This is a genomic window from Modestobacter sp. VKM Ac-2985, assembly GCF_026967925.1.
Taxonomy (GTDB): domain Bacteria; phylum Actinomycetota; class Actinomycetes; order Mycobacteriales; family Geodermatophilaceae; genus Modestobacter.
Genome location: NZ_JAPVBI010000002.1, coordinates 179,819 through 198,308, shown reverse-complemented (window position 1 = coordinate 198,308; position 18,490 = coordinate 179,819). Strand labels below are relative to the sequence as shown.

Annotated in this window: 16 protein-coding genes and 2 tRNA genes; 10 read left to right on the top strand and 8 right to left on the bottom strand. The window is 73.2% G+C overall.

Annotated elements, in window-relative coordinates; all coding sequences use genetic code 11:
- Positions 1-93 precede the first annotated feature (93 nt).
- From gyrA to O2V61_RS10160, 7 genes are all read left to right on the top strand, one after another.
- Positions 94-2,562, top strand: coding sequence for a DNA gyrase subunit A (gene gyrA / locus O2V61_RS10190; RefSeq protein ID WP_269183199.1), 2,469 nt, complete (start codon positions 94-96; stop codon positions 2,560-2,562).
- Between the two features lie 159 nt (positions 2,563-2,721).
- Positions 2,722-3,783, top strand: coding sequence for a DUF3566 domain-containing protein (locus tag O2V61_RS10185; protein ID WP_269183198.1), 1,062 nt, complete (start codon positions 2,722-2,724; stop codon positions 3,781-3,783).
- 81 nt (positions 3,784-3,864) lie between these two features.
- Positions 3,865-3,938: transfer RNA gene (locus O2V61_RS10180), tRNA-Ile, on the top strand.
- Positions 3,939-4,054: 116 nt separating this feature from the next.
- Positions 4,055-4,198 (top strand): DLW-39 family protein, encoded by a 144-nt coding sequence (locus tag O2V61_RS10175; protein WP_269183197.1) that lies wholly within the window; start codon positions 4,055-4,057, stop codon positions 4,196-4,198.
- Positions 4,199-4,236: 38 nt separating this feature from the next.
- Positions 4,237-4,309 (top strand) — tRNA-Ala (locus tag O2V61_RS10170).
- A 96-nt stretch (positions 4,310-4,405) separates the two neighbouring features.
- Entirely contained in the window at positions 4,406-4,942 is a 537-nt protein-coding gene (locus tag O2V61_RS10165; protein WP_269157674.1) for a peptidylprolyl isomerase, read from the top strand.
- A 134-nt stretch (positions 4,943-5,076) separates the two neighbouring features.
- A complete protein-coding gene (locus O2V61_RS10160; RefSeq protein ID WP_269183196.1) occupies positions 5,077-5,820 on the top strand; it encodes a rhomboid family intramembrane serine protease in 744 nt (247 codons plus the stop codon).
- Here the strand turns inward: O2V61_RS10160 and O2V61_RS10155 are convergent.
- The gene (locus O2V61_RS10155) at positions 5,817-6,221 is read right to left on the bottom strand and encodes a PH domain-containing protein (RefSeq protein WP_269183195.1); all 405 of its coding nucleotides are present in this window, start codon (positions 6,219-6,221) and stop codon (positions 5,817-5,819) included. The two genes, O2V61_RS10160 and O2V61_RS10155, sit on opposite strands and share 4 nt — an antisense overlap.
- 98 nt (positions 6,222-6,319) lie before the next feature.
- Here O2V61_RS10155 and O2V61_RS10150 point away from each other — a divergent pair, with 98 nt between their 5' ends.
- The gene (locus tag O2V61_RS10150; RefSeq protein WP_269183194.1) at positions 6,320-7,480 is read left to right on the top strand and encodes a thiolase family protein; all 1,161 of its coding nucleotides are present in this window, start codon (positions 6,320-6,322) and stop codon (positions 7,478-7,480) included.
- A 614-nt stretch (positions 7,481-8,094) separates the two neighbouring features.
- Here the strand turns inward: O2V61_RS10150 and crgA are convergent.
- Positions 8,095-8,367, bottom strand: coding sequence for a cell division protein CrgA (gene crgA / locus O2V61_RS10145; protein WP_269183193.1), 273 nt, complete (start codon positions 8,365-8,367; stop codon positions 8,095-8,097).
- A gap of 148 nt (positions 8,368-8,515) precedes the next feature.
- Between crgA and O2V61_RS10140 the strand changes: the two genes are divergently transcribed.
- Together O2V61_RS10140 and O2V61_RS10135 are read left to right on the top strand one after the other, a co-directional pair.
- Complete coding sequence (locus tag O2V61_RS10140; protein WP_269183192.1) at positions 8,516-9,262, top strand: DUF881 domain-containing protein; 747 nt, start codon at positions 8,516-8,518, stop codon at positions 9,260-9,262.
- A gap of 81 nt (positions 9,263-9,343) precedes the next feature.
- The gene (locus O2V61_RS10135; RefSeq protein ID WP_269183191.1) at positions 9,344-10,006 is read left to right on the top strand and encodes an aminodeoxychorismate/anthranilate synthase component II; all 663 of its coding nucleotides are present in this window, start codon (positions 9,344-9,346) and stop codon (positions 10,004-10,006) included.
- 48 nt (positions 10,007-10,054) lie between these two features.
- On the opposite strand, the gene pknB is transcribed toward O2V61_RS10135, so the two are convergent.
- The 6 genes from pknB to O2V61_RS10105 all read right to left on the bottom strand — a co-directional run bounded on the left by pknB (position 10,055) and on the right by O2V61_RS10105 (position 18,463).
- Positions 10,055-11,836, bottom strand: a complete 1,782-nt coding sequence (gene pknB / locus O2V61_RS10130) for a Stk1 family PASTA domain-containing Ser/Thr kinase (RefSeq protein ID WP_269183190.1) — start codon at positions 11,834-11,836, stop codon at positions 10,055-10,057.
- A gap of 136 nt (positions 11,837-11,972) precedes the next feature.
- Positions 11,973-13,709 (bottom strand): serine/threonine-protein kinase, encoded by a 1,737-nt coding sequence (locus O2V61_RS10125; protein ID WP_269183189.1) that lies wholly within the window; start codon positions 13,707-13,709, stop codon positions 11,973-11,975.
- Positions 13,709-15,154, bottom strand: coding sequence for a peptidoglycan D,D-transpeptidase FtsI family protein (locus O2V61_RS10120; protein WP_269183188.1), 1,446 nt, complete (start codon positions 15,152-15,154; stop codon positions 13,709-13,711). Before O2V61_RS10120 ends, O2V61_RS10125 begins: the two co-directional genes overlap by 1 nt.
- A complete protein-coding gene (locus O2V61_RS10115) occupies positions 15,151-16,578 on the bottom strand; it encodes an FtsW/RodA/SpoVE family cell cycle protein (RefSeq protein ID WP_269183187.1) in 1,428 nt (475 codons plus the stop codon). The genes O2V61_RS10120 and O2V61_RS10115 overlap by 4 nt, the downstream gene beginning before the upstream one ends.
- The gene (locus O2V61_RS10110; protein ID WP_269183186.1) at positions 16,578-18,005 is read right to left on the bottom strand and encodes a PP2C family protein-serine/threonine phosphatase; all 1,428 of its coding nucleotides are present in this window, start codon (positions 18,003-18,005) and stop codon (positions 16,578-16,580) included. Before O2V61_RS10110 ends, O2V61_RS10115 begins: the two co-directional genes overlap by 1 nt.
- Entirely contained in the window at positions 18,002-18,463 is a 462-nt protein-coding gene (locus O2V61_RS10105; RefSeq protein WP_269157662.1) for an FHA domain-containing protein FhaB/FipA, read from the bottom strand. The genes O2V61_RS10110 and O2V61_RS10105 overlap by 4 nt, the downstream gene beginning before the upstream one ends.
- Positions 18,464-18,490 lie beyond the last annotated feature (27 nt).

Sequence of the window (18,490 nt, the reverse complement as noted above, 5' to 3'; positions counted from 1 at the left end):
GGTGGGGGGCGAGGGGGCCGGGGGCGAAGACCCCGGGGGCGCGTGTAGCGCGCATTCATCCACCGCTGTGTATCGACTTGTGGAGAACCAGACGTGACAGAGACACCCAGCCGCGACCGCGTCGAGCCGGTCGACCTCCAGCAGGAGATGCAGCGCAGCTACATCGACTACGCGATGTCGGTCATCGTCGGCCGGGCACTGCCCGACGTGCGGGACGGCCTCAAGCCGGTGCACCGCCGCGTGCTCTACGCGATGTTCGACCAGGGCTTCCGGCCCGACCGGGCGACCGTCAAGTGCGCCCGCGTCGTCGGCGAGGTGATGGGCAACTACCACCCGCACGGTGACTCGTCGATCTACGACGCCCTCGTGCGGCTGGCCCAGCCGTGGTCGATGCGCTACCCGCTGATCGACGGCCAGGGGAACTTCGGCTCGCCGGGCAACGACCCGGCCGCGGCCATGCGGTACACCGAGGCCCGGCTCACCCCGCTGGCCATGGAGATGCTCCGGGACATCGACGAGGACACCGTCGACTTCCAGCCCAACTACGACGGCAAGAACCTGGAACCACTGGTGTTGCCGGGGCGCATCCCCAACCTGCTGGTCAACGGCTCGGCCGGCATCGCCGTCGGCATGGCGACCAACATGCCGCCGCACAACCTGCGCGAGGTCGCCGCCGCCGTCTTCTGGATGCTCGAGCACCCCGAGGCCGAGGCGGAGGAGGCGCTCACCGCGTGCATGGAGCGGGTCAAGGGCCCGGACTTCCCCACGCACGGGCTGATCGTCGGCCGCGAGGGCATCGAGGACGCCTACCGGACCGGCCGCGGCTCGGTGCGGATGCGCGCCGTCGTCACCGTCGAGGAGGACAGTCGGGGCCGGGTGCAGCTGGTCGTCACCGAGCTGCCCTACCAGGTCAACCCGGACAACCTGGCCGAGGCGATCGCCGAGGGCGTGCGCGACGGCCGGCTGCAGGGCATCTCCGAGATCGCCGACGAGTCCAGCGACCGGGTCGGCCGCCGCCTGGTGATCACGCTGCGCCGGGACGCCGTCGCCAAGGTCGTGCTGAACAACCTCTACAAGCACACCCAGCTGCAGACGACCTTCGGCTGCAACATGCTCTCCATCGTCGACGGCGTGCCCCGCACCCTGCGGCTGGACGAGCTCATCCGGCTCTGGGTGACCCACCAGATCGAGGTCATCGTCCGGCGCACGCGCTACCGGCTGCGCAAGGCCGAGGAGCGCGCGCACATCCTGCGCGGCTACGCCAAGGCGCTGGACCACCTGGACGAGGTCATCGCCCTCATCCGCCGCAGCGAGTCGGCCGAGGCCGCCCGCAGCGGGCTGATGGAGCTGCTGGACGTCGACGAGATCCAGGCCGTCGCGATCCTGGACCTGCAGCTGCGCCGGCTCGCCGCCCTGGAGCGCCAGCGCATCCTGGACGAGCTGGCCGAGATCGAGGCCCGGATCGCCGAACTGCAGGCGATCCTGGACTCTCCTGCGCGGCAGCGGCAGATCGTCCACGACGAGTTGGCCGAGATCGTGGAGAAGTACGGCGACGACCGGCGCACCCAGTTCGTGGCCAACGACGGTGACGTCTCGATGGAGGACCTGATCGCCGAGGAGCAGGTGGTCGTCACGATCACCCGCACCGGCTACGCCAAGCGCACCAAGGCCGACCTGTACCGCTCGCAGCGCCGCGGCGGCAAGGGCGTCATGGGCGCTCAGCTCAAGCAGGACGACCTCGTCCAGCAGTTCTTCGTGGGCTCCACCCACGACTGGATCCTGTTCTTCACGAACAAGGGCCGGGTGTACCGGGCCAAGGCCTACGAGCTCCCCGAGGCGGCCCGCACCGCCCGCGGTGCGCACGTGGCGAACATCCTGGCCTTCCAGCCGGACGAGAAGATCGCCCAGGTCATCCAGATCAAGGACTACACGGTCGCGCCGTACCTGGTGCTGGCCACGGCCCGCGGTCAGGTGAAGAAGACCCGGCTCACCGACTTCGACTCCCCCCGTTCCGGCGGGGTCATCGCGATCAACCTGCGGGACACCGACGAGCTGGTCGGGGCGGCGCTGATCAGCCCGGACCAGAACCTGCTGCTGGTCACCCGCAAGGCGATGTCGATCTGCTTCAAGGCCAATGACGAGCAGCTGCGCCCGATGGGTCGCGCCACCGAGGGTGTGCGCGGGATCTCCCTCGCCCCGGACGACACGCTGCTGTCGATGATCGTGGTCCAGGAAGGGGTCGACGTCCTGGTCGCCACCGAGGGCGGCTACGCCAAGCGGACCGGGATCGAGCACTACCCGGAGCAGGGCCGGGGCGGGAAGGGCGTGCTCACCGCCGACCCGAAGGCCCGCAAGGGGGTGCTGGTGGGTGCCCTGGCCGTCGTGCTCGGTGACGAGCTGTACGCCATCACCTCCGGCGGCGGGGTCATCCGCACACCGGTGAACGGCGTCCGGCACACCCGGGACCGGGCCACCATGGGTGTCAAGCTCATGAACTTGCCGGAGGATGTCTCCATCGTGGCTATCGCGCGTACGACGGACAACGACGAGCCCGACGCCTAGGGTGGGCGCGGATGCCGAACCGGTGTCGCGGACGACGACGTCCGCGATCCGGGTCGGCAACGACGACCACCGCAGTGACCGGCCCACCGCGCTCTGCACCATGGCGGACCCGGTGGGTGCACCGACGCGGCGCGGGCCGCAGGGCGACAGGAGACTGGGATGAGCGACCGGGCACGCAGTTCGGTGCGTACCGACTCCCGTGAGGGGGACGGCGCCGCCGATGCGGCACCGGACGGCGCCACCCCGGTCGCCGCCCGGCCTGGGCCGGCCGGCTCGGGCACCGCGCCCTCGGCCGAGGACGGGGGCGAGTCGTCGTCCGGCTCGCCGGCCGGGCCAGCAGCTGCCGGTCCCACCCCGGCCGCTCCGGCGAAGGCGACCACGGCACAGGCAGCCCCGGCCACGTCCGGGCCCGCGAAGGCCGCGCCCGGGAGGTCCGCGAACGGCGGTCCGGCCGAGCGGGCCGGTGCGTCCCCGGCCGGTACGTCGGCGACGGCCAAGTCCCCGACGGCCAAGCCCCCGGCGGTCGTGCCCCCGGGGGCCGGCGCCCAGGCTGCGGACCGGCCCGTTCGGCCCGCTGCCTCCGGACGGGACGGTGCGCCGGCGACCGGCTCGCCGGCCTCGCCGGGGAACCGCGCCACGAGTGCTGCCCGGTCGAACGCCGCCCCCCGGAGCGGGGTGCCGGCCGCCGGCTCGGCCCCGGTCGACTCGACCCAGGCGGTCGGCCTGCCTCCCGCCGCGGCACGGCCGATCGACCCTGCGGCCCGACCCGACCCGGCGCGCGCCGCGGCCCGGCCGTCCGGTCAGGGCGCCGGTCGACCCTCGGCCGGGAAGGGACGCAGCACCGTCAACCGGGGCCCGCGCCGGGCCCGGCTGCAGCTGCGCCACATCGACACGTGGTCGGCCCTGAAGATCTCGCTGGTGCTCTCCATCGCGCTGTTCTTCGTGTGGATGGTGGCCGTCGGCATCCTCTACGGGGTGCTCGGCAGCCTGGGTGTCTTCGACACGGTCAACGACCTGATCGGGCAGCTCGCGACCACCACCGACGCCACCGAGGGGGGCGGTGAGGTGATCACCGCCGGCGTCGTCTTCGGCGGTGCCGCGGTGATCGGCGCGATCAACATCGTGCTGCTGACCGCGCTGTGCACCGTCGGCACGTTCGTCTACAACCTCTGCTCCGACCTGGTGGGTGGCCTCGAGGTCACCCTCGCCGAGCGGGACTGAGCCGGCCGCCCTCGCCAGGCCCCCTCTGGCCCCCCGCGTCGGGGGGCCTCGAGGGGGCAGGTAAGATGTTCACCGGTCCACGGGCCTGTAGCTCAGACGGTTAGAGCGCATCCCTGATAAGGATGAGGCCGGAGGTTCAAGTCCTCCCAGGCCCACCCGTGCACCGACGGCGGGCGACGGAGATCTCCACGGGGATCACGGTCGCCCGCCGCTGGTTCCCGGCAGCGGTCACCGGCACCGCGGTGGTCGACACCGTTCGAGGAGGTCCCGCGTGCTGAAGAAGCTGGCGATGGCAGCGCTGGCGGCCACTGCCCTGGCGGCCGTGCGCAAGCGCAGCAGCGGCAAGGGTGAGGCCGACCTGTGGGCCGAGGCCACGCGTGGCCCCGGGTCGGTCAGCACGCCGCGCGCCTCCTGATCCCGCGGCTGCGGCCGATCGACCACCGCAGCCTCTCCGGGGACGTAGCTCAATTGGCAGAGCACCGCCTTTGCAAGGCGGGGGTTAGGGGTTCGATTCCCCTCGTCTCCACTCCAGCCCGGACGGGCCGTCGCCGGGCGACCGGCCACAGCCCGGTCGCACCGGTCGCCCAGCAGCCGCACGGGCCGCAGTGGGAGAGTGGTGGTCGTGACTGAACAGACCTCCGCCGCACGGCGCGCCGTCCTGCACACCAACCACGGCGACATCACCGTCGACCTGTTCCCCGACCATGCCCCCAAGACGGTCGCGAACTTCTCCGAGCTCGCCGAGGGCAGCCGCGAGTGGGTCGACCCGCGCACGCGCGAGAAGACCACCGACAAGCTCTACGACGGCACGGTGTTCCACCGGGTCATCCCGGGCTTCATGATCCAGGGCGGCGACCCGCTCGGTCAGGGCACCGGCGGCCCCGGCTACCGCTTCGGTGACGAATTCCACCCCGACCTGTCGTTCAACCGCCCCTACCTGCTGGCCATGGCCAACGCGGGCCCGGGCACGAACGGCTCCCAGTTCTTCATCACCGTCACCAGCACGCCGCACCTGAACAACAAGCACACGATCTTCGGTGAGGTGGCCGACGACGCCAGCCGCCAGGTCGTCGACGCGATCGCCGCCACCCCGACCGCCCGCGGTGACCGCCCGGTCGAGGACGTCGTGATCAACTCCGTCGAGGTGCAGCGCAGCTGAGCACCCCCGAGGGCAGCGGGGGTGCCGGCGCGGAGAACCCGCAGCCGGCGCCCCCAGCCACCTGCTACCGGCACCCGGACCGGCCGACCGGGGTCCGCTGCACCCGCTGCGGCCGGCCGATCTGCCCGGAGTGCATGAACCCGGCCGCGGTCGGCTTCCAGTGCCCGGACGACGTCCGGGCCGGGAACGCCACCGTCCGCCGTCCCAAGCGCACCACCGGGCTGCGCGGCGCAGCGCGGCGCTGGGGGCCGGTCACCCTCTCCCTCATCGCGCTGAACCTGCTGGTCGCCCTCGCGACCGCGGTCTCGGCGATCAGCGTCGGCGTCAACCCGCTCCGCAGCTTCCGCTCACCGCTGCAGGACGAGTTCGCGATCGTCCCCTACCTGGTCGACGTCGGTGAGTGGTGGCGGGTGGTCACGAGCGCCTTCACCCACGTCGGGCCGGTGCACCTGGCTTTGAACATGCTCGCGCTGCTGCTGTTCGGCTCCGAGCTCGAACGGATGCTGGGCCGGGGCCGCTTCCTGACCGTCTACCTGGTCTCCGCGCTGGGCGGCGTGGCCGCCCTGCAGTTGTTCGGCACCTACCTCGGTGCGGTGGTCGGCGCATCGGCGGCGATCTACGGCCTGCTCGGGGCCCTGGGCGTCGTCCTGCTGAAGCAGAAGCAGGACCTGCGCGGGCTGCTCACCCTCCTGGTGATCAACCTGGTGATCAGCTTCCTGCCCGGGGTCTCCCTCCTCGGGCACCTCGGCGGTCTGGTGGTGGGCGTGCTCACGGCCGGCGTCCTGGTCCTGGCCCGCGGCCGCCGGTCGGTCGCCGTCGGCGGGATCGCCGCCCTCGCGGTCGTGCTGCTGGTGCTGGTCCTCGGCGGCTGGCGCTAGCCGGCTCCCGCACCGGCCGCGTGCAGTGCCCGGGCCACCGTGGCCGGGTCCTCGCCCAGCTCGCGGCGGCCCAGCACGACCAGGACGGCGTCGTCCGTGCCGTCCTCGAGCTCCAGGGTCTGCGCCCGCAACCCCCACCGTCGCGAGGTCCGCACCCGGGCCCGCAGGGCCGGCCAGGCGATCGTCGTGCCGCCGCTGAGCGCCCGCACGGTGACGCCCTGCGCGTCGGCCCGCAGCCGGGGGCGGAGCAGCAGGTCGCGGGCGGCCAGGCCGAGCAGCAGCAGGGCGCCGCCACCGACGAGGACCCGGCCCAGGGGGTCGACCACCAGCGTGGCCAGCGCGAGGGCCACGCCGGTGGCGGCCATCGCCACCGCCTCGCCGATCCGGGGCGCCCAGTGCACGGGCCCAGCTTGTCAGCACCGACCGCGGACCCGCAGCCGCCGCTTAGCATCACCGGTACCGGACGTCTGAGACGTCCCCTGTCGGCGAGGAGTGGTCCATGCGTGATGCCGTCATCTGTGCCGCCGTCCGCACACCGGTGGGGAAGCGGGGGGGCGGACTGTCGGGCGTGCACGCCGCGGACCTGTCCGCGACCGTGCTGCAGGCGCTCGTGGCGCGCACCGGCCTCGACCCCGCCCTCGTCGACGACGTGTTCTGGGGCTGTGTGAGCCAGGTCGGGGAGCAGACCAGCAACATCGGCCGGGTGGCGGCGCTGGCGGCCGGCTGGCCGGAGTCGGTGCCGGGCACCACCATCGACCGGCAGTGCGGCTCCTCCCAGCAGGCGGTCGCCTTCGCCGCCGCGACGGTCGTCAGCGGGCAGGCGGACGTCGTGGTCGCCGGCGGGGTCGAGTCGATGAGCCGGGTGCCGATGGGCTCCTCGGCCGGTGACGGGTCGGCCGGCCGGCCGCTGGGGCCGCAGTACCTGGCCCGCTACGGCGGTGTCGCGCCCGACCAGGGGGTCGGCGCCGAGATGATCGCGACGCGGTGGGGCCTGTCCCGGGCCGAGCTCGACGAGTTCGCCCTGCGGTCGCACGACCGGGCTGCCAAGGCACGGGCCGACGGGGCCTTCGACGCGGAGCTCGTCCCGGTCAGGACCCCCGAGGGCGTCGTGGTGTCCGCCGACGAGGGGATCCGCACCGGCGGCACCCTCGAGGCGCTGGGGGCGCTCAGGACGCCCTTCCAGGCCGATGGCGTGATCAGCGCCGGGAACGCGAGCCAGATCTCCGACGGGTCGGCCGCCGTGCTGGTCACCACCTCCGACCGGGCGCGCGAGCTCGGGCTGACCCCCCTCGTCCGGGTGCACACGACGGTCGTGGCCGGCGACGACCCGGTGATCATGTTGACCGCTCCGATCCCGGCCACCCGCAAGGTGCTGGACCGCTCCGGGCTCGCCCTGGCCGACATCGGGGTCTTCGAGGTGAACGAGGCGTTCGCCCCGGTGCCGCTGGCCTGGTGCCGGGAGATCGGCGTCGGAGCCGACGTGGTCAACCCCCTGGGCGGTGCGATCGCGCTCGGGCACCCACTGGGCGCCTCGGGGGCACGCATCATGACCACGCTGGTGCACCACATGCTCGCCAGCGGGACCCGGTACGGGCTGCAGACGATGTGCGAGGGCGGCGGCATGGCCAACGCCACGATCCTGGAGCTCCTCGACCACTGAGGTCACCGACCGGTCCGCCGCACTCCGTCCACAGCCCCCGTCCCCACGGCCGGGGGCTGTGCCGTTCCCGGCGACCCCCACCAGGGTGGGGATGTCGACAACTCTCCCGGACACGCGCGGGAACGGCCCGTCACGCTGCTGGTTTGCGGTTGCCAGCGACGGGTAGTAAGGGCCCGGTCGGGCGTCGTCCGCGATCGGGTTTCCCACAGCTGTGTACACAGCTGGGGACGGAGTTCCACGGGTGTAGTTACCCCTGTGCCGTTTCCGTCCCAGCAGTCACAGCCCCGGCATATCCGCAGGTCAAGCTGGGATGTGGTCGGCTCGACAACCCACAGATCGTGGACAGACCCGTGGACGGCCGGACCGGTCGCCTGTGGACGACGATCGGCGCTGTGCACAGACGATCTTCCGGCGGGCCGCTGACCTGCGGGTTGACCGTTTGTCGACCCTGCGAGCCGGTCACTGAACGCTGTGCACCGGTGACCGTTCGGAGTACCGGGAGTTCGACCTGGGCTCCGGCGGCGGCCTCGGTCCGGGAGGGTCACCGTGCCGGAACGACGAAGGCCCCCGTCCCCGGAGGGACGAGGGCCTGTCGGTCGGGCCGTGCGCGGGTGTCAGCGCCAGCGCATCGACATGATCAGACCGGCGACCATGGCGCCGAACCCGATGGCGAAGTTCCACGGGCCGAGCGTCACCATGACCGGGATCCGGTCGCCTGCGACGTAGTAGACGACGATCCACAGCAGGCCGAGCAGCATCAGCCCGATCATCACCGGGGCGTACCACCGTGGGCTGGGCTTCGCGGCCTGCGCCCGGGCCGCGCTCGAGGGCAGCACGCCCTCCGGCGGCGTGTAGACCGACTTCTTGCGCACCTTCGACTTCGGCACCTGGCGGACTCCCTCCCGGGCCGGTGGCCTGACGCCCCGGCGTGAACGGTCACCAGCCTAAGCTGAGAGACCAGCAGTCCCGCCCCGTCACGCGGCGACGTCACCCGGTCCGCCCTCCCGCGGTGGACGTCGACACCAGGAGGTGTGCATGGCCCGCACCGCGCGCTCCCGCCGGTTCGACCCGTGGGTCGGGCTCGTGCCCGTCGTCGCCCTGGCTGCCGGCCTGCTGTTCGCCACCTCCAGCCGGACGGCGCAGGGCACCGATCTACGGGGCGGGGAGATCACGGAGCTGTCCGCGCTGATCGAGCAGCGGGACTCCGCCGTCGCCCGCCAGCAGGCCGAGCTGGCCGCCCTGCAGGAGCAGGTGCAGGCGCTCACCGACCTGGCGGCCTCCCGGAACAGCGAGGTGGCTGCCGCGCAGCAGCGGGTCGCCCCCGGGGTCGGCTCCGCCGGGCTCGCCGCGCTGACCGGGCCGGGGATGTCCATCGTGTTGGACGATGCACCGCGCCAGCTCACCGGCATGTCCCCGACCGAGGGCAACCCGGACAACCTGGTCATCCACCAGTCCGACGTCCAGGGCGTGGTGAACGCCCTCTGGGCCGCTGGTGCCGACGGGGTGGCCATCATGGGGCAGCGGCTGATCGCCACCAGCGCGGTCATCTGTGTCGGACCGACCCTGCTGTTGCACGGCCGGAAGTACTCCCCGCCGTACGTGGTCACCGCCGTCGGCGACGCGGACGAGATGCAGGAGGAGCTGGCGGCCTCCCCGGAGGTGCAGGTCTTCCAGGACGCGGTCGAGGACTACGGGTTGACCTTCGACCTCGACGAGCAGGACCAGCTGACCCTGGCGGCCTACGACGGCGCGCTGGACATGCAGTACGCCGGCGTCGGCTGAGCCCGTGCCCAGCCCGGCCGTCCGCCCCCCAACGCCCTGGAGATCGAGCCCCGTGTCCCGCACCTACGTGAGCCTCGCGCGATGAGCCTGCCCGCCGTCCGGCCGGTGCTCGTCGTCGACAACTTCGACAGCTTCGTCTACAACCTGGTCCAGTACCTCGGTCAGCTCGGGGTGCCCAGCCTGGTGCGGCGCAACGACGCGGTGACGGTCGACGAGCTCGCCGACCTGGACGTCGCCGGGGTGCTGCTCTCCCCGGGGCCCGGCACCCCGGTCGACGCCGGGGTGACCGTGCCGATGGTGCGGGCCGCCGCCGACGCCGGGCTGCCGGTGCTCGGCGTCTGTCTGGGCCACCAGGCGATCGCCGAGGCCTTCGGTGGCGTCGTCGGCCGGGCGCCGGAGCTGCTGCACGGCAAGACCAGCCAGGTGGTGCACGACGGCGTGGGCGTGCTGACCGGGCTGGGCAGCCCCTTCACCGCCACCCGGTACCACTCGCTCGCGGTCGAGTCCGACAGCGTCCCGGCCGAGCTGGAGGTCACCGGGCGCACGCCGTCGGGCATCGTGATGGCGCTGCGGCACCGGGAGCTGCCGATCGAGGGAGTGCAGTTCCACCCGGAGTCGGTGCTCACCGAGGGTGGGCACCGGCTGCTGGCGAACTGGCTGTCCGGCTGTGGGCTGGCGCCGGACCCCGCCCGGGTCGAGGCCGCGGCGGCCACCGCCCGCCGGCTCACCACCGTCACGGTCTGAACCGGCCACCTCCCACGCCGCCGAGGCGCGGTGGGAGGTGGCACCCGATCAGCTGTCCGGCAGGGCTGGGTCGGGCACCGGCGCCGTGGGGGTCGGCGCCGTGGGGGTCGGCGTCGGCGTGGGGGTCGGCGTGGGGGTCGGCTCTGCCGGCGTCGGGACGGCGATCAGCAGGGTGACCGTCTCGCCGGCCGACACCGAGGCCCGCGGCCCCGGATCGGTGTCGACCACGGTGCCCGGGGTGGCGTCGTCCCGCTCGACGTTGTTGGGCACGATGACCCCGTTGTCGATCCCGGCGTCCACGAGGGCCTCCCGGGCAGTGGGCTCGGTGAGACCACGCACGTCGGGCAGGGTGATCGAGCCGGTGGAGATGCTCAGCCGGAACGACACGTCCGGGGCCGCCTGGCTGCCCGGCGCGGGGTCGAGGGCGACGACGGTGCCGGCGGGCTCCAGGCTGTCGACCTGGTCGGTGCTCGTGCTCCCGGTGAAGCCGGCCCCCTCCAGCCGGTCGATCGCCGCGTCCTGCTCGTCGCCGAGCACGTTGGGGACGGCGATGGTGTTCGGGCCGCCGCCGACGACCAGGGCCACCCGCGTCTCCGGGTCCACCTCGGTCCCTGCTGGCGGGTCGGCGCTGAGCACGGTGCCCTCCTGGGCCTCCGTGCTCGGCTCGCGGGTGATCGGGCCGATCAGGAGGCCCTCGGCCAGGATCTGGGCCTCCGCGTCGGCCTGCGGGACACCGACCAGGTCGGGGACCGCCACCTGCTCGACGACCGGGGTGTCGGGCTCGTCCGACGCACCGTTGAGGGCCAGCGCCAGGCCGATGGCCCCGGCGAGGAGCACCACCACGGCGACGACCACGGCGATGATCCGGTTGCGCCGGCGCTTGTCGTCGTTCTGCCCGTCGTCCCACTCGTCGTTGCCGTACCCGCCGGGGGTCACGCCGATGATCGTGGTCTTCTCGGCGTCGCTCATCACCGGCGTGGCCTCGACCCGCTGGCCGGCCACGGCGCGCAGCAGGTCCGCCCGCATGTCGGCGGCCGACTGGTAGCGGTTGGCCGGGTTCTTGCTCATCGCCTTGAGCAGGATGGCGTCGAGCTCCGGGGGGATCTCCGGGTTGATCGACGAGGGCGTCCGCGGGTCCTCCCGCACGTGCTGGTAGGCGACGGCCACGGGGGAGTCGCCGGTGAAGGGCGGGGTGCCGGTGACCAGCTCGTAGAGCAGGCACCCGGCGGAGTAGACGTCGGAGCGGGCGTCGACCCCCTCACCCCGGGCCTGCTCGGGGGAGAGGTACTGGGCGGTGCCGATCACGGCGGCCGTCGAGGTCATCGTCGCAGCGGAGTCGGAGACCGCGCGGGCGATGCCGAAGTCCATCACCTTGACCGTGCCCTGCGGCGTGATCATGACGTTGCCGGGCTTCACGTCCCGGTGCACGATGCCGTTGCGATGGCTGAAGTCCAGGGCCGCGCAGATGTCGGCGGTCAGCGACATGGCCCGCTCGGGGGGCAGCCGCCGCTCACGGCGCAGCACGTCGCGCAGGGTGTCGCCCTCGACGTACTCCATGACGATGTACGGGGTCGCGCCGGTCGCGGTGCGGTCCTCCCCGGTGTCGTAGACCGCGACGATCGCCGGGTGGTTCAGCGACGCGCTGGCCTGGGCCTCGCGGCGGAACCGGACCTGGGACGACGGGTCCCGGGCGAGGTCCTGACGCAGCACCTTGACCGCGACCTCGCGCCCCAGCCGGAGGTCCCGCCCCCGGTGCACCTCCGCCATGCCGCCGCGGCCGAGCACCCCGCCGATCTCGTAGCGCTCGCCGAGCACCTGGGGGGTGGTCATCGGTGGTCCTCTCGGGTGGTGCGGTGCGGCGGTCGCAGCTCCGGGACGGCAGGACCGGGGAGCGGTGCGCCGTCGCGGAGCCTAATCGCTGGCCGCGTCGCGACAGGCGCGACGCGAGCGCCGGGGGACGCGTGTGTCATGGGGTTCTCGCGAGGTCTGCTGACGCCAGTGTCCCGGCCCCCTGGCTGTCCGTGGACGGCGTCGGCTCGACTGGTTCTGGCGCTGGTTCGGGCGCCGGCTCAGGGGCTGGGGCCGGCGCTGGGGCCGGCGCCGGGGCCGGCGCCGACCGGGTCGCCGTTGTCGTCGGCGACGAGGTGGCTGCGTCCCTCGGGGTGCTCTGCGTAACGGTGGCCGTCACGGTGGCGGTCGTCGGGGCGGTGGCACCGCCGTCGTCGTCGGCCTCGGAGGTGGGAGCAGCCTGTGTCGGCTCGTCGTCGTCAGCCTCGGGCGCGTAGGCCTCGGCGGCCACGGCCAGCGTGACCGTCGAGCCCTGCGGCAGCGTGGCCCGCGCCGGGTTGGCGGTCACGACGGCGTTCTCCGCCAGGGCCACGCCGGCTGCCGCCAGCTCGGCGGCGGTCGCGTCCCGCTGCCGCACCTCGAAGCCCAGCTCCTCGAGCTCGTCGGAGACGGTGTCCGCGTCGTCCCCGACGTAGTCGGTCACGTCGAAGGCGAGTGCGCCGGAGGCAGTGGCGGTCGCCGGTGCGGAGGTCGACGGGGAGCTGGTGCCCGGGGACGCGGCCGAGCCGTCCGGGTCGTCGGTCCCGGACATGACCAGGAACACCCCGGCGGCGACCAGCCCCACGAGGGCGAGTGCGGCGGCCGCCCACAGCAACCGGGTGCGCCGGACGTCCGGCGGGTCGTCCTCCCCGCCGGTCCAGGTGCTCGCCCCGTCGCCGTCGACCGGGGGGCCGTGCAGCGGGGGCATGGTGCGGGGCGCGGTCGAGGGGCCGAGGGCGGTGCCGGGGCCGGTCGCCGGGAGCATCGTGGTCGCCGTGCCGTCGTCCCCGACCACCTGGGTCATGGCGGTCGCGGCCGGCACGGTGCCACCGGCCGCGACCCGCCGCACCGCCTCGGCGAAGGCCGCCCCGTCGGGGAAGCGGGCAGCGGGGTCCTTGGCCAGGCACCGCTCGATCAGGGCCCGGACCTGCCAGGGCACGTCCGCCGGCATCGGGGGTGGGGGGCGGTTGATCTGGGCCAGCGCGATCGCCACCTGCGACTCGCCGTCGAACGGGCGCACCCCGGCGATGCACTCGTAGCCGAGCACGCCGAGTGAGTAGACGTCGGAGGCGGCGGTCACCACGTGCCCCTGGGCCTGCTCGGGGGAGAGGTACTGCGCGGTGCCGACCACCATGCCGGTGCGGGTCAGGGGGGCGGCGTCGCGGGCGTAGGCGATGCCGAAGTCGGTCAGCTTGACCACGCCGTCCGGACGCACGAGCAGGTTCCCGGGCTTGATGTCCCGGTGCACCATGCCGGCCGCGTGCGCGGCGGAGAGGCCGTCACCGGCCTGCCCGAGGACGTCGAGGGTCTGCTCGGCGGTGAGCCGCCCGCGCTCGGCGAGGACGGTGACCAGCGGCTTGCCCTCGACGAACTCCATGATCAGGTAGGCCAGCCGTTGCCCGTCCTCGGTGGTCTCGCCGTAGTCGTAGACCGAGGCGATGTTCTGGTGCGACAGGGCGGCGGTGTGCCGGGCCTCGTTGCGGAACCGGATGAGGAAGCTCGAGTCGCCGGTGTACTCGCTGCGCAGCACCTTGACCGCGACGATCCGGCCGAGGGTGCGGTCGCGGGCCTGCCAGACCTCCCCCATCCCGCCGGTGGCGATCGGGGCGGTGATCTCGTAGCGACCGGCCAGCATGCTGCCCACGCGGACCGCCATCAGCCGCCGCCCTGCAGGTGGGCCTCGATGACCTCGCGCGCGATGGGTGCGGAGATGTCCCCGCCGGTGCCGCCACCGTTGCGGATGAAGACCGCCACGGCGATGCTCGGGTCCTCGGCGGGGGCGAAGCCGATGAACCAGTTGTGGTCGGGGCCGGCGTTCTCCGCCGTACCGGTCTTGCCGGCCACCTCGATGCCGCTGATCTGCGCGCGCCGGCCGGTGCCCTCGTCGACGACGTTGGTCATCATCCGGGTCAGCTGCTCGGCGACGTCGGCGGAGAAGGGCTCGGAGAACGTCTCGGGCTCGGTCTGGTCGATGACCGTCAGGTCGGGGGCCTGGACCGACTCGACCAGGTACGGGTCCATCAGCACGCCGTCGTTGGCGACCGCGGCCGCGATCATGGCGGCGTGCATCGGGGTCAGGGCGACGTCGCGCTGCCCGATCGAGGTCTGGCCCAGCGCGGCGTCGCTCTCGATGTCGCCGATCGTGCTGCCTTCCACCGGGAGCGGGATGTCGAAGCTCGTGCCGTCGATGCCGAGCGCCTCGGCCATCTCCCGGACGGCGTCCTCGCCCAGGTCGATGCCGAGCTGGGCGAAGGCGGTGTTGCAGGAGATGGTGAGCGCCTCGATCAGCGGCTGCTCGCCGCTGGGGCTGCACGGCCGGTCGCCGAAGTTCTGCAGGTCGGTCGAGGTGCCGGGCAGGATGTAGTCCTGCGGCGCCGGGATCACCGTCTCCGGCGTGTACTCGCCACTGGCCAGGGCCGCGGCGGCGACGACCACCTTGAAGATCGACCCGGCCGGGTAGCGCTCGGAGATGGCGATGTTGGTCCGGGGGTCGGTCTCCTGCGCCTCCAGCTCCTCGGCGTAGGCGCGGATCGCAGTGGGGTCGTGGCTGGAGAGCAGGTTCGGGTCGTAGGTCGGGGTGCTGGCCAGCCCCAGGACGGCGCCGGTCTGCGGGTCCAGGGCGACGACGGCACCGACCCGCCCCTCCAGGGCCGACATCGCCGCCTCCTGCACCGCCGGGTCCAGCGTGAGCTCCACGCTGCCACCCGAGAGGTCCTGCCCGGTGAACAGCTCGGTGAGCCGCCGGAAGCTGAGCGCCAGCCGCGCGTCGTCGCCGGACAGCACCTCGTCGACGGCCTCCTCCAGCCCCCGGTTGCCGAAGATCAGCGAGTTGTAGCCGGTCACCGGTGCGTAGAGGGGGCCCTGCGGATAGCGGCGCAGGTAGGTGAGCGGACCGTCGGTCGCCTCGGACACGGCGATCTCGGTGCCGTCGACGATGATCGAGCCGCGCTGCTCGTCGTACTGCTCGACGAGCACGCGGGTGTTGCGCGCGTCGGCCCGCAGCTCGTCGGCGCGGAAGACCTGGATGACGTTGACGTTGACGATCAGCAGCGTGAACAGCACCAGCACGCTGATGGCGACCTTGCGCAGCGGGGCGTTCACTGCTGCACCACCTCGGTCGGTGCGTCGGTGAGCTTCGGCGGCGTGGCCACGGCTGCGCCGGCCGGCCGGCGGGCGGCGTCGCTGATCCGCACGAGCAGCGCGACCAGGCCGAAGTTGGCGACCAGCGAGGAGCCGCCGTAGGCGAGGAACGGCGTGGTCAGCCCGGTGAGCGGGAGCAGGCCGGTGACCCCGCCGAGGACGACGAACACCTGCCAGGCGAGGGAGAAGGCCAGCCCGGCGGCCAGCAGCTTGCCGAAGCCGTCCCGGACCACCAGGGAGGTGCGCAGCCCCCGCTCGACCAGCACCAGGTAGATCACGATCATCGCGACCAGGCCGAAGAGGCCGAGCTCCTCACCGATGGCGGCGGCGATGAAGTCGCTCTTGGCCACCGGCACCTGGTCCGGCCGCCCGCCACCGAGCCCGGCGCCGAACAGGCCGCCGGTGCCCAGGCTGAACAGCGACTGGACCACCTGGTAGCCACCGGTGTCGGCGTAGGCGAACGGGTCCAGCCAGGTGTCGACCCGCACGCGGACGTGACCGAACAGCTGGTAGGCGACGAACGCCCCACCGGCGAACAGCAGCAGGCCGATGACCAGCCAGCTGGCGCGCTCGGTGGCGATGTAGAGCATCACCACGAAGATGCCGAACAGCAGCAGCGAGCTGCCCAGGTCGCGCTCGAAGACCAGCACCAGGATCGAGGCGACCCAGGCCAGCAGCACCGGGCCGAGGTCGCGGCCACGCGGCAGCTCCAGGCGCAGCACCCGGCGGCTGGCCAGCGCCAGCACGTCGCGCTTGTCGACCAGGTAGGCGGCGAAGAAGACGATCAGGCAGATCTTGGCGAACTCGCCGGGCTGGATGGAGAACCCACCGAACCGGATCCACAGCTTGGCGCCGTTGATCTCGGAGTTCGGCAGCACCGCGGGGAGCGCCAGCAGGACCAGCCCGATGAGGGCCAGGGTGTAGGCGAAGCGGGAGAGCGCCCGGTGGTCGCGCACGATCACCAGCACGGCGATGAACAGCACCAGCCCGACGGTGGCCCACACCAGCTGGACCGGGGCGTCGACGCTGACGGCGCCGTTGCTGCCGACCTGTTCACCGGCGATGTCCAGCCGGTGGATCATCGACAGGCCCAGCCCGGAGAGCACCGCGACGCAGGGGAGCAGCAGCGGGTCGGCGTAGGGCGCGAACCGCCGGACGACGACGTGGGCGACGACCCACAGGGCGGAGAACCAGAGGCCGAAGGTGACCATCTCGGTGCCCGGGGACCCGGTGACGGTGATGTCGATGATCAGGTGCGCGGCCAGCGTGATGAGCACCGCGAAGCCGAGCAGGAGCAGTTCGGTGCCCCGCCGGGTGGGGACGGCCGTGCCGGGGGCGAGGGCAGCGCGCGGGTCGGTGCCGGGGCCGTTGACCGGCGCAGCCACTAGTCGACCTCCCGGCAGTCCACTCCGGGCTCACCGGAACGCGTCAGCCCGGGGGCCGCGGCCGAGCGCGTCGGCTCGGCGGTGCCGGGGACGGTCGTCGTGACGGTCGTCGTGGCGGCCGCGGCGTCCGGCTGGCCCGGGACGGCGGCGGGGGTGGGCTCCGCTGCCGGCGTGGGCGTGGCGGACGGGGTGCTGGCGGCCACCGCCGGGGTCGTCCGGCACAGCGGCAGCTGCTGGCCGCGGAGGTTGGAGAGGATCCGCTCGGCGTCGTCCGGGTCGTCGGCGGGGATCCCGTCGGCCACCCGGTTGCGAGCGGCCGGGGTGAGGTCGGTGGTGGCCAGCGCCGTCGCCTCGTCCAGGCGGTAGAGGTCCAGGCCGACGACGGAGGCGTTGAGCCCGCGGAAGACCCCGACCCGGTCGCCGTCGGCGGTCTCGGCGACCCCGACGAACCAGTGGCCCATCACGAACAGGTACGCACCGATCGTCGCGGCGCCCAGCACCACGACGGCGGCGAGGGCGAACAGGGCGGTGCGCAACGGCCGTCGACGTCGCGGCGGTGGGGAGCTGGTGGTCAGGGCGGTGGCGTGCCCGGCCGCCTGCGGGTCGGCGAGCGCGGCGCGACCGGCGGCCGACCGGGGATCGACCTCCCGCTGACCCACGTGGTCGCCGGCGGCGCCGTCGACGACAGGCTCGACGAGCACACCGCGGCCGTCGTCCTCCACGACGTCGGCGACGATGCAGGTGATGTTGTCCGGACCCCCGCTGCGCAACGCCAGTTCGATCAGCCGGTCTGCGGTCGCCTGCGCATCGGGCTCGTGCATCGCGGCGGCGAGCGTCTCGTGGCTGACCACGCCGGACAGTCCGTCGGAGCAGAGCATGTAGCGGTCGCCGGCGCGGGCCTCGCGCATCGACAGGTCCGGCTCGACGTCCTGGCCGTTGAGGGCCCGCAGCAGCAACGAGCGCTGCGGGTGGCTGTTCGCCTCCTCCTCGGTGATCCGGCCGTCGTCGATCAGCGTCTGCACGAAGGTGTCGTCGTGGGTGATCTGGTGCAGCTCGCCGTCGCGCATCAGGTAGGCGCGGGAGTCGCCGACGTGGCACAGCCCCAGCCGGCCACCGGCGAAGAGGACGGCGGTGAGCGTCGTCCCCATGCCCTCGAGCTGTGGGGACTCCCGGATGACCTCGCGCAGGTGCTCGCTGCCCTCGAACACCGCATGGCGCAGGGCCTGGAGCAGGTCGCCGGAGGGGGCGTCCTCGTCGAGGTGCTCGAGAGCGGCGATCACGACCTTGCTGGCGACGTCGCCCGCCGCGTGCCCGCCCATGCCGTCCGCGACGGCCAGCAACCGGGGCCCGGCGTAGACCGAGTCCTGGTTGGTGCCGCGGATCAGGCCGCGGTCGGAACGCGCCGCATAGCGGAGGACCAAGCTCATGAACGCAGCTCCAGGACGGTCTGCCCGATCCGGATCGGCTGGCCGGGGGCGACCAGCAGCGGACCCTGCACGCGCTGCTGGTCGAGGTAGGTGCCGTTGGTGGACCCGAGGTCCTCCACGTACCACTGGCCGCCGCGGTTGGTCAGCCGCGCGTGCCGGGAGGAGGCGAAGTCGTCGGTGAGCACCAGCGTCGAGTCGTCGGCACGACCGATCAGGATGGCCTGTTCCCCCAAGGTGATCCGGGTGCCCGACAGCGGGCCGGCGGTGACGACGAGGTGGCGGGGCCCGCGGCCACCGCGCTTGCGGGCGGCGGCGGCGCGCGGCGGCACCGAGGCCACCCGGCCGGCCCGGCCGCCGAACAGGTCGGCGCGGACCACCCGGAAGGCGGCGAAGACGAACAGCCAGAGCAGGAGCAGGAAGCCGAAGCGGAAGGCCTGCAGCACGATCTCCGCGGTCACTGCTCGGCCCCGCCCGGGCCTGCGCTC

Bases quoted from the DNA above. Each gene is read 5' to 3' on its own strand.
- pknB (WP_269183190.1), bottom strand. From the start codon at position 11,836: ATGACCACCCCCCAGGTGCTCGGCGAGCGCTACGAGATCGGCGGGGTG.
- O2V61_RS10185 (WP_269183198.1), top strand. From the start codon at position 2,722: ATGAGCGACCGGGCACGCAGTTCGGTGCGTACCGACTCCCGTGAGGGG.
- O2V61_RS10135 (WP_269183191.1), top strand. From the start codon at position 9,344: ATGAGCCTGCCCGCCGTCCGGCCGGTGCTCGTCGTCGACAACTTCGAC.
- O2V61_RS10110 (WP_269183186.1), bottom strand. From the start codon at position 18,005: ATGAGCTTGGTCCTCCGCTATGCGGCGCGTTCCGACCGCGGCCTGATC.
- O2V61_RS10160 (WP_269183196.1), top strand. From the start codon at position 5,077: ATGAACCCGGCCGCGGTCGGCTTCCAGTGCCCGGACGACGTCCGGGCC.
- O2V61_RS10140 (WP_269183192.1), top strand. From the start codon at position 8,516: ATGGCCCGCACCGCGCGCTCCCGCCGGTTCGACCCGTGGGTCGGGCTC.
- O2V61_RS10150 (WP_269183194.1), top strand. From the start codon at position 6,320: ATGCGTGATGCCGTCATCTGTGCCGCCGTCCGCACACCGGTGGGGAAG.
- O2V61_RS10125 (WP_269183189.1), bottom strand. From the start codon at position 13,709: ATGGCGGTCCGCGTGGGCAGCATGCTGGCCGGTCGCTACGAGATCACC.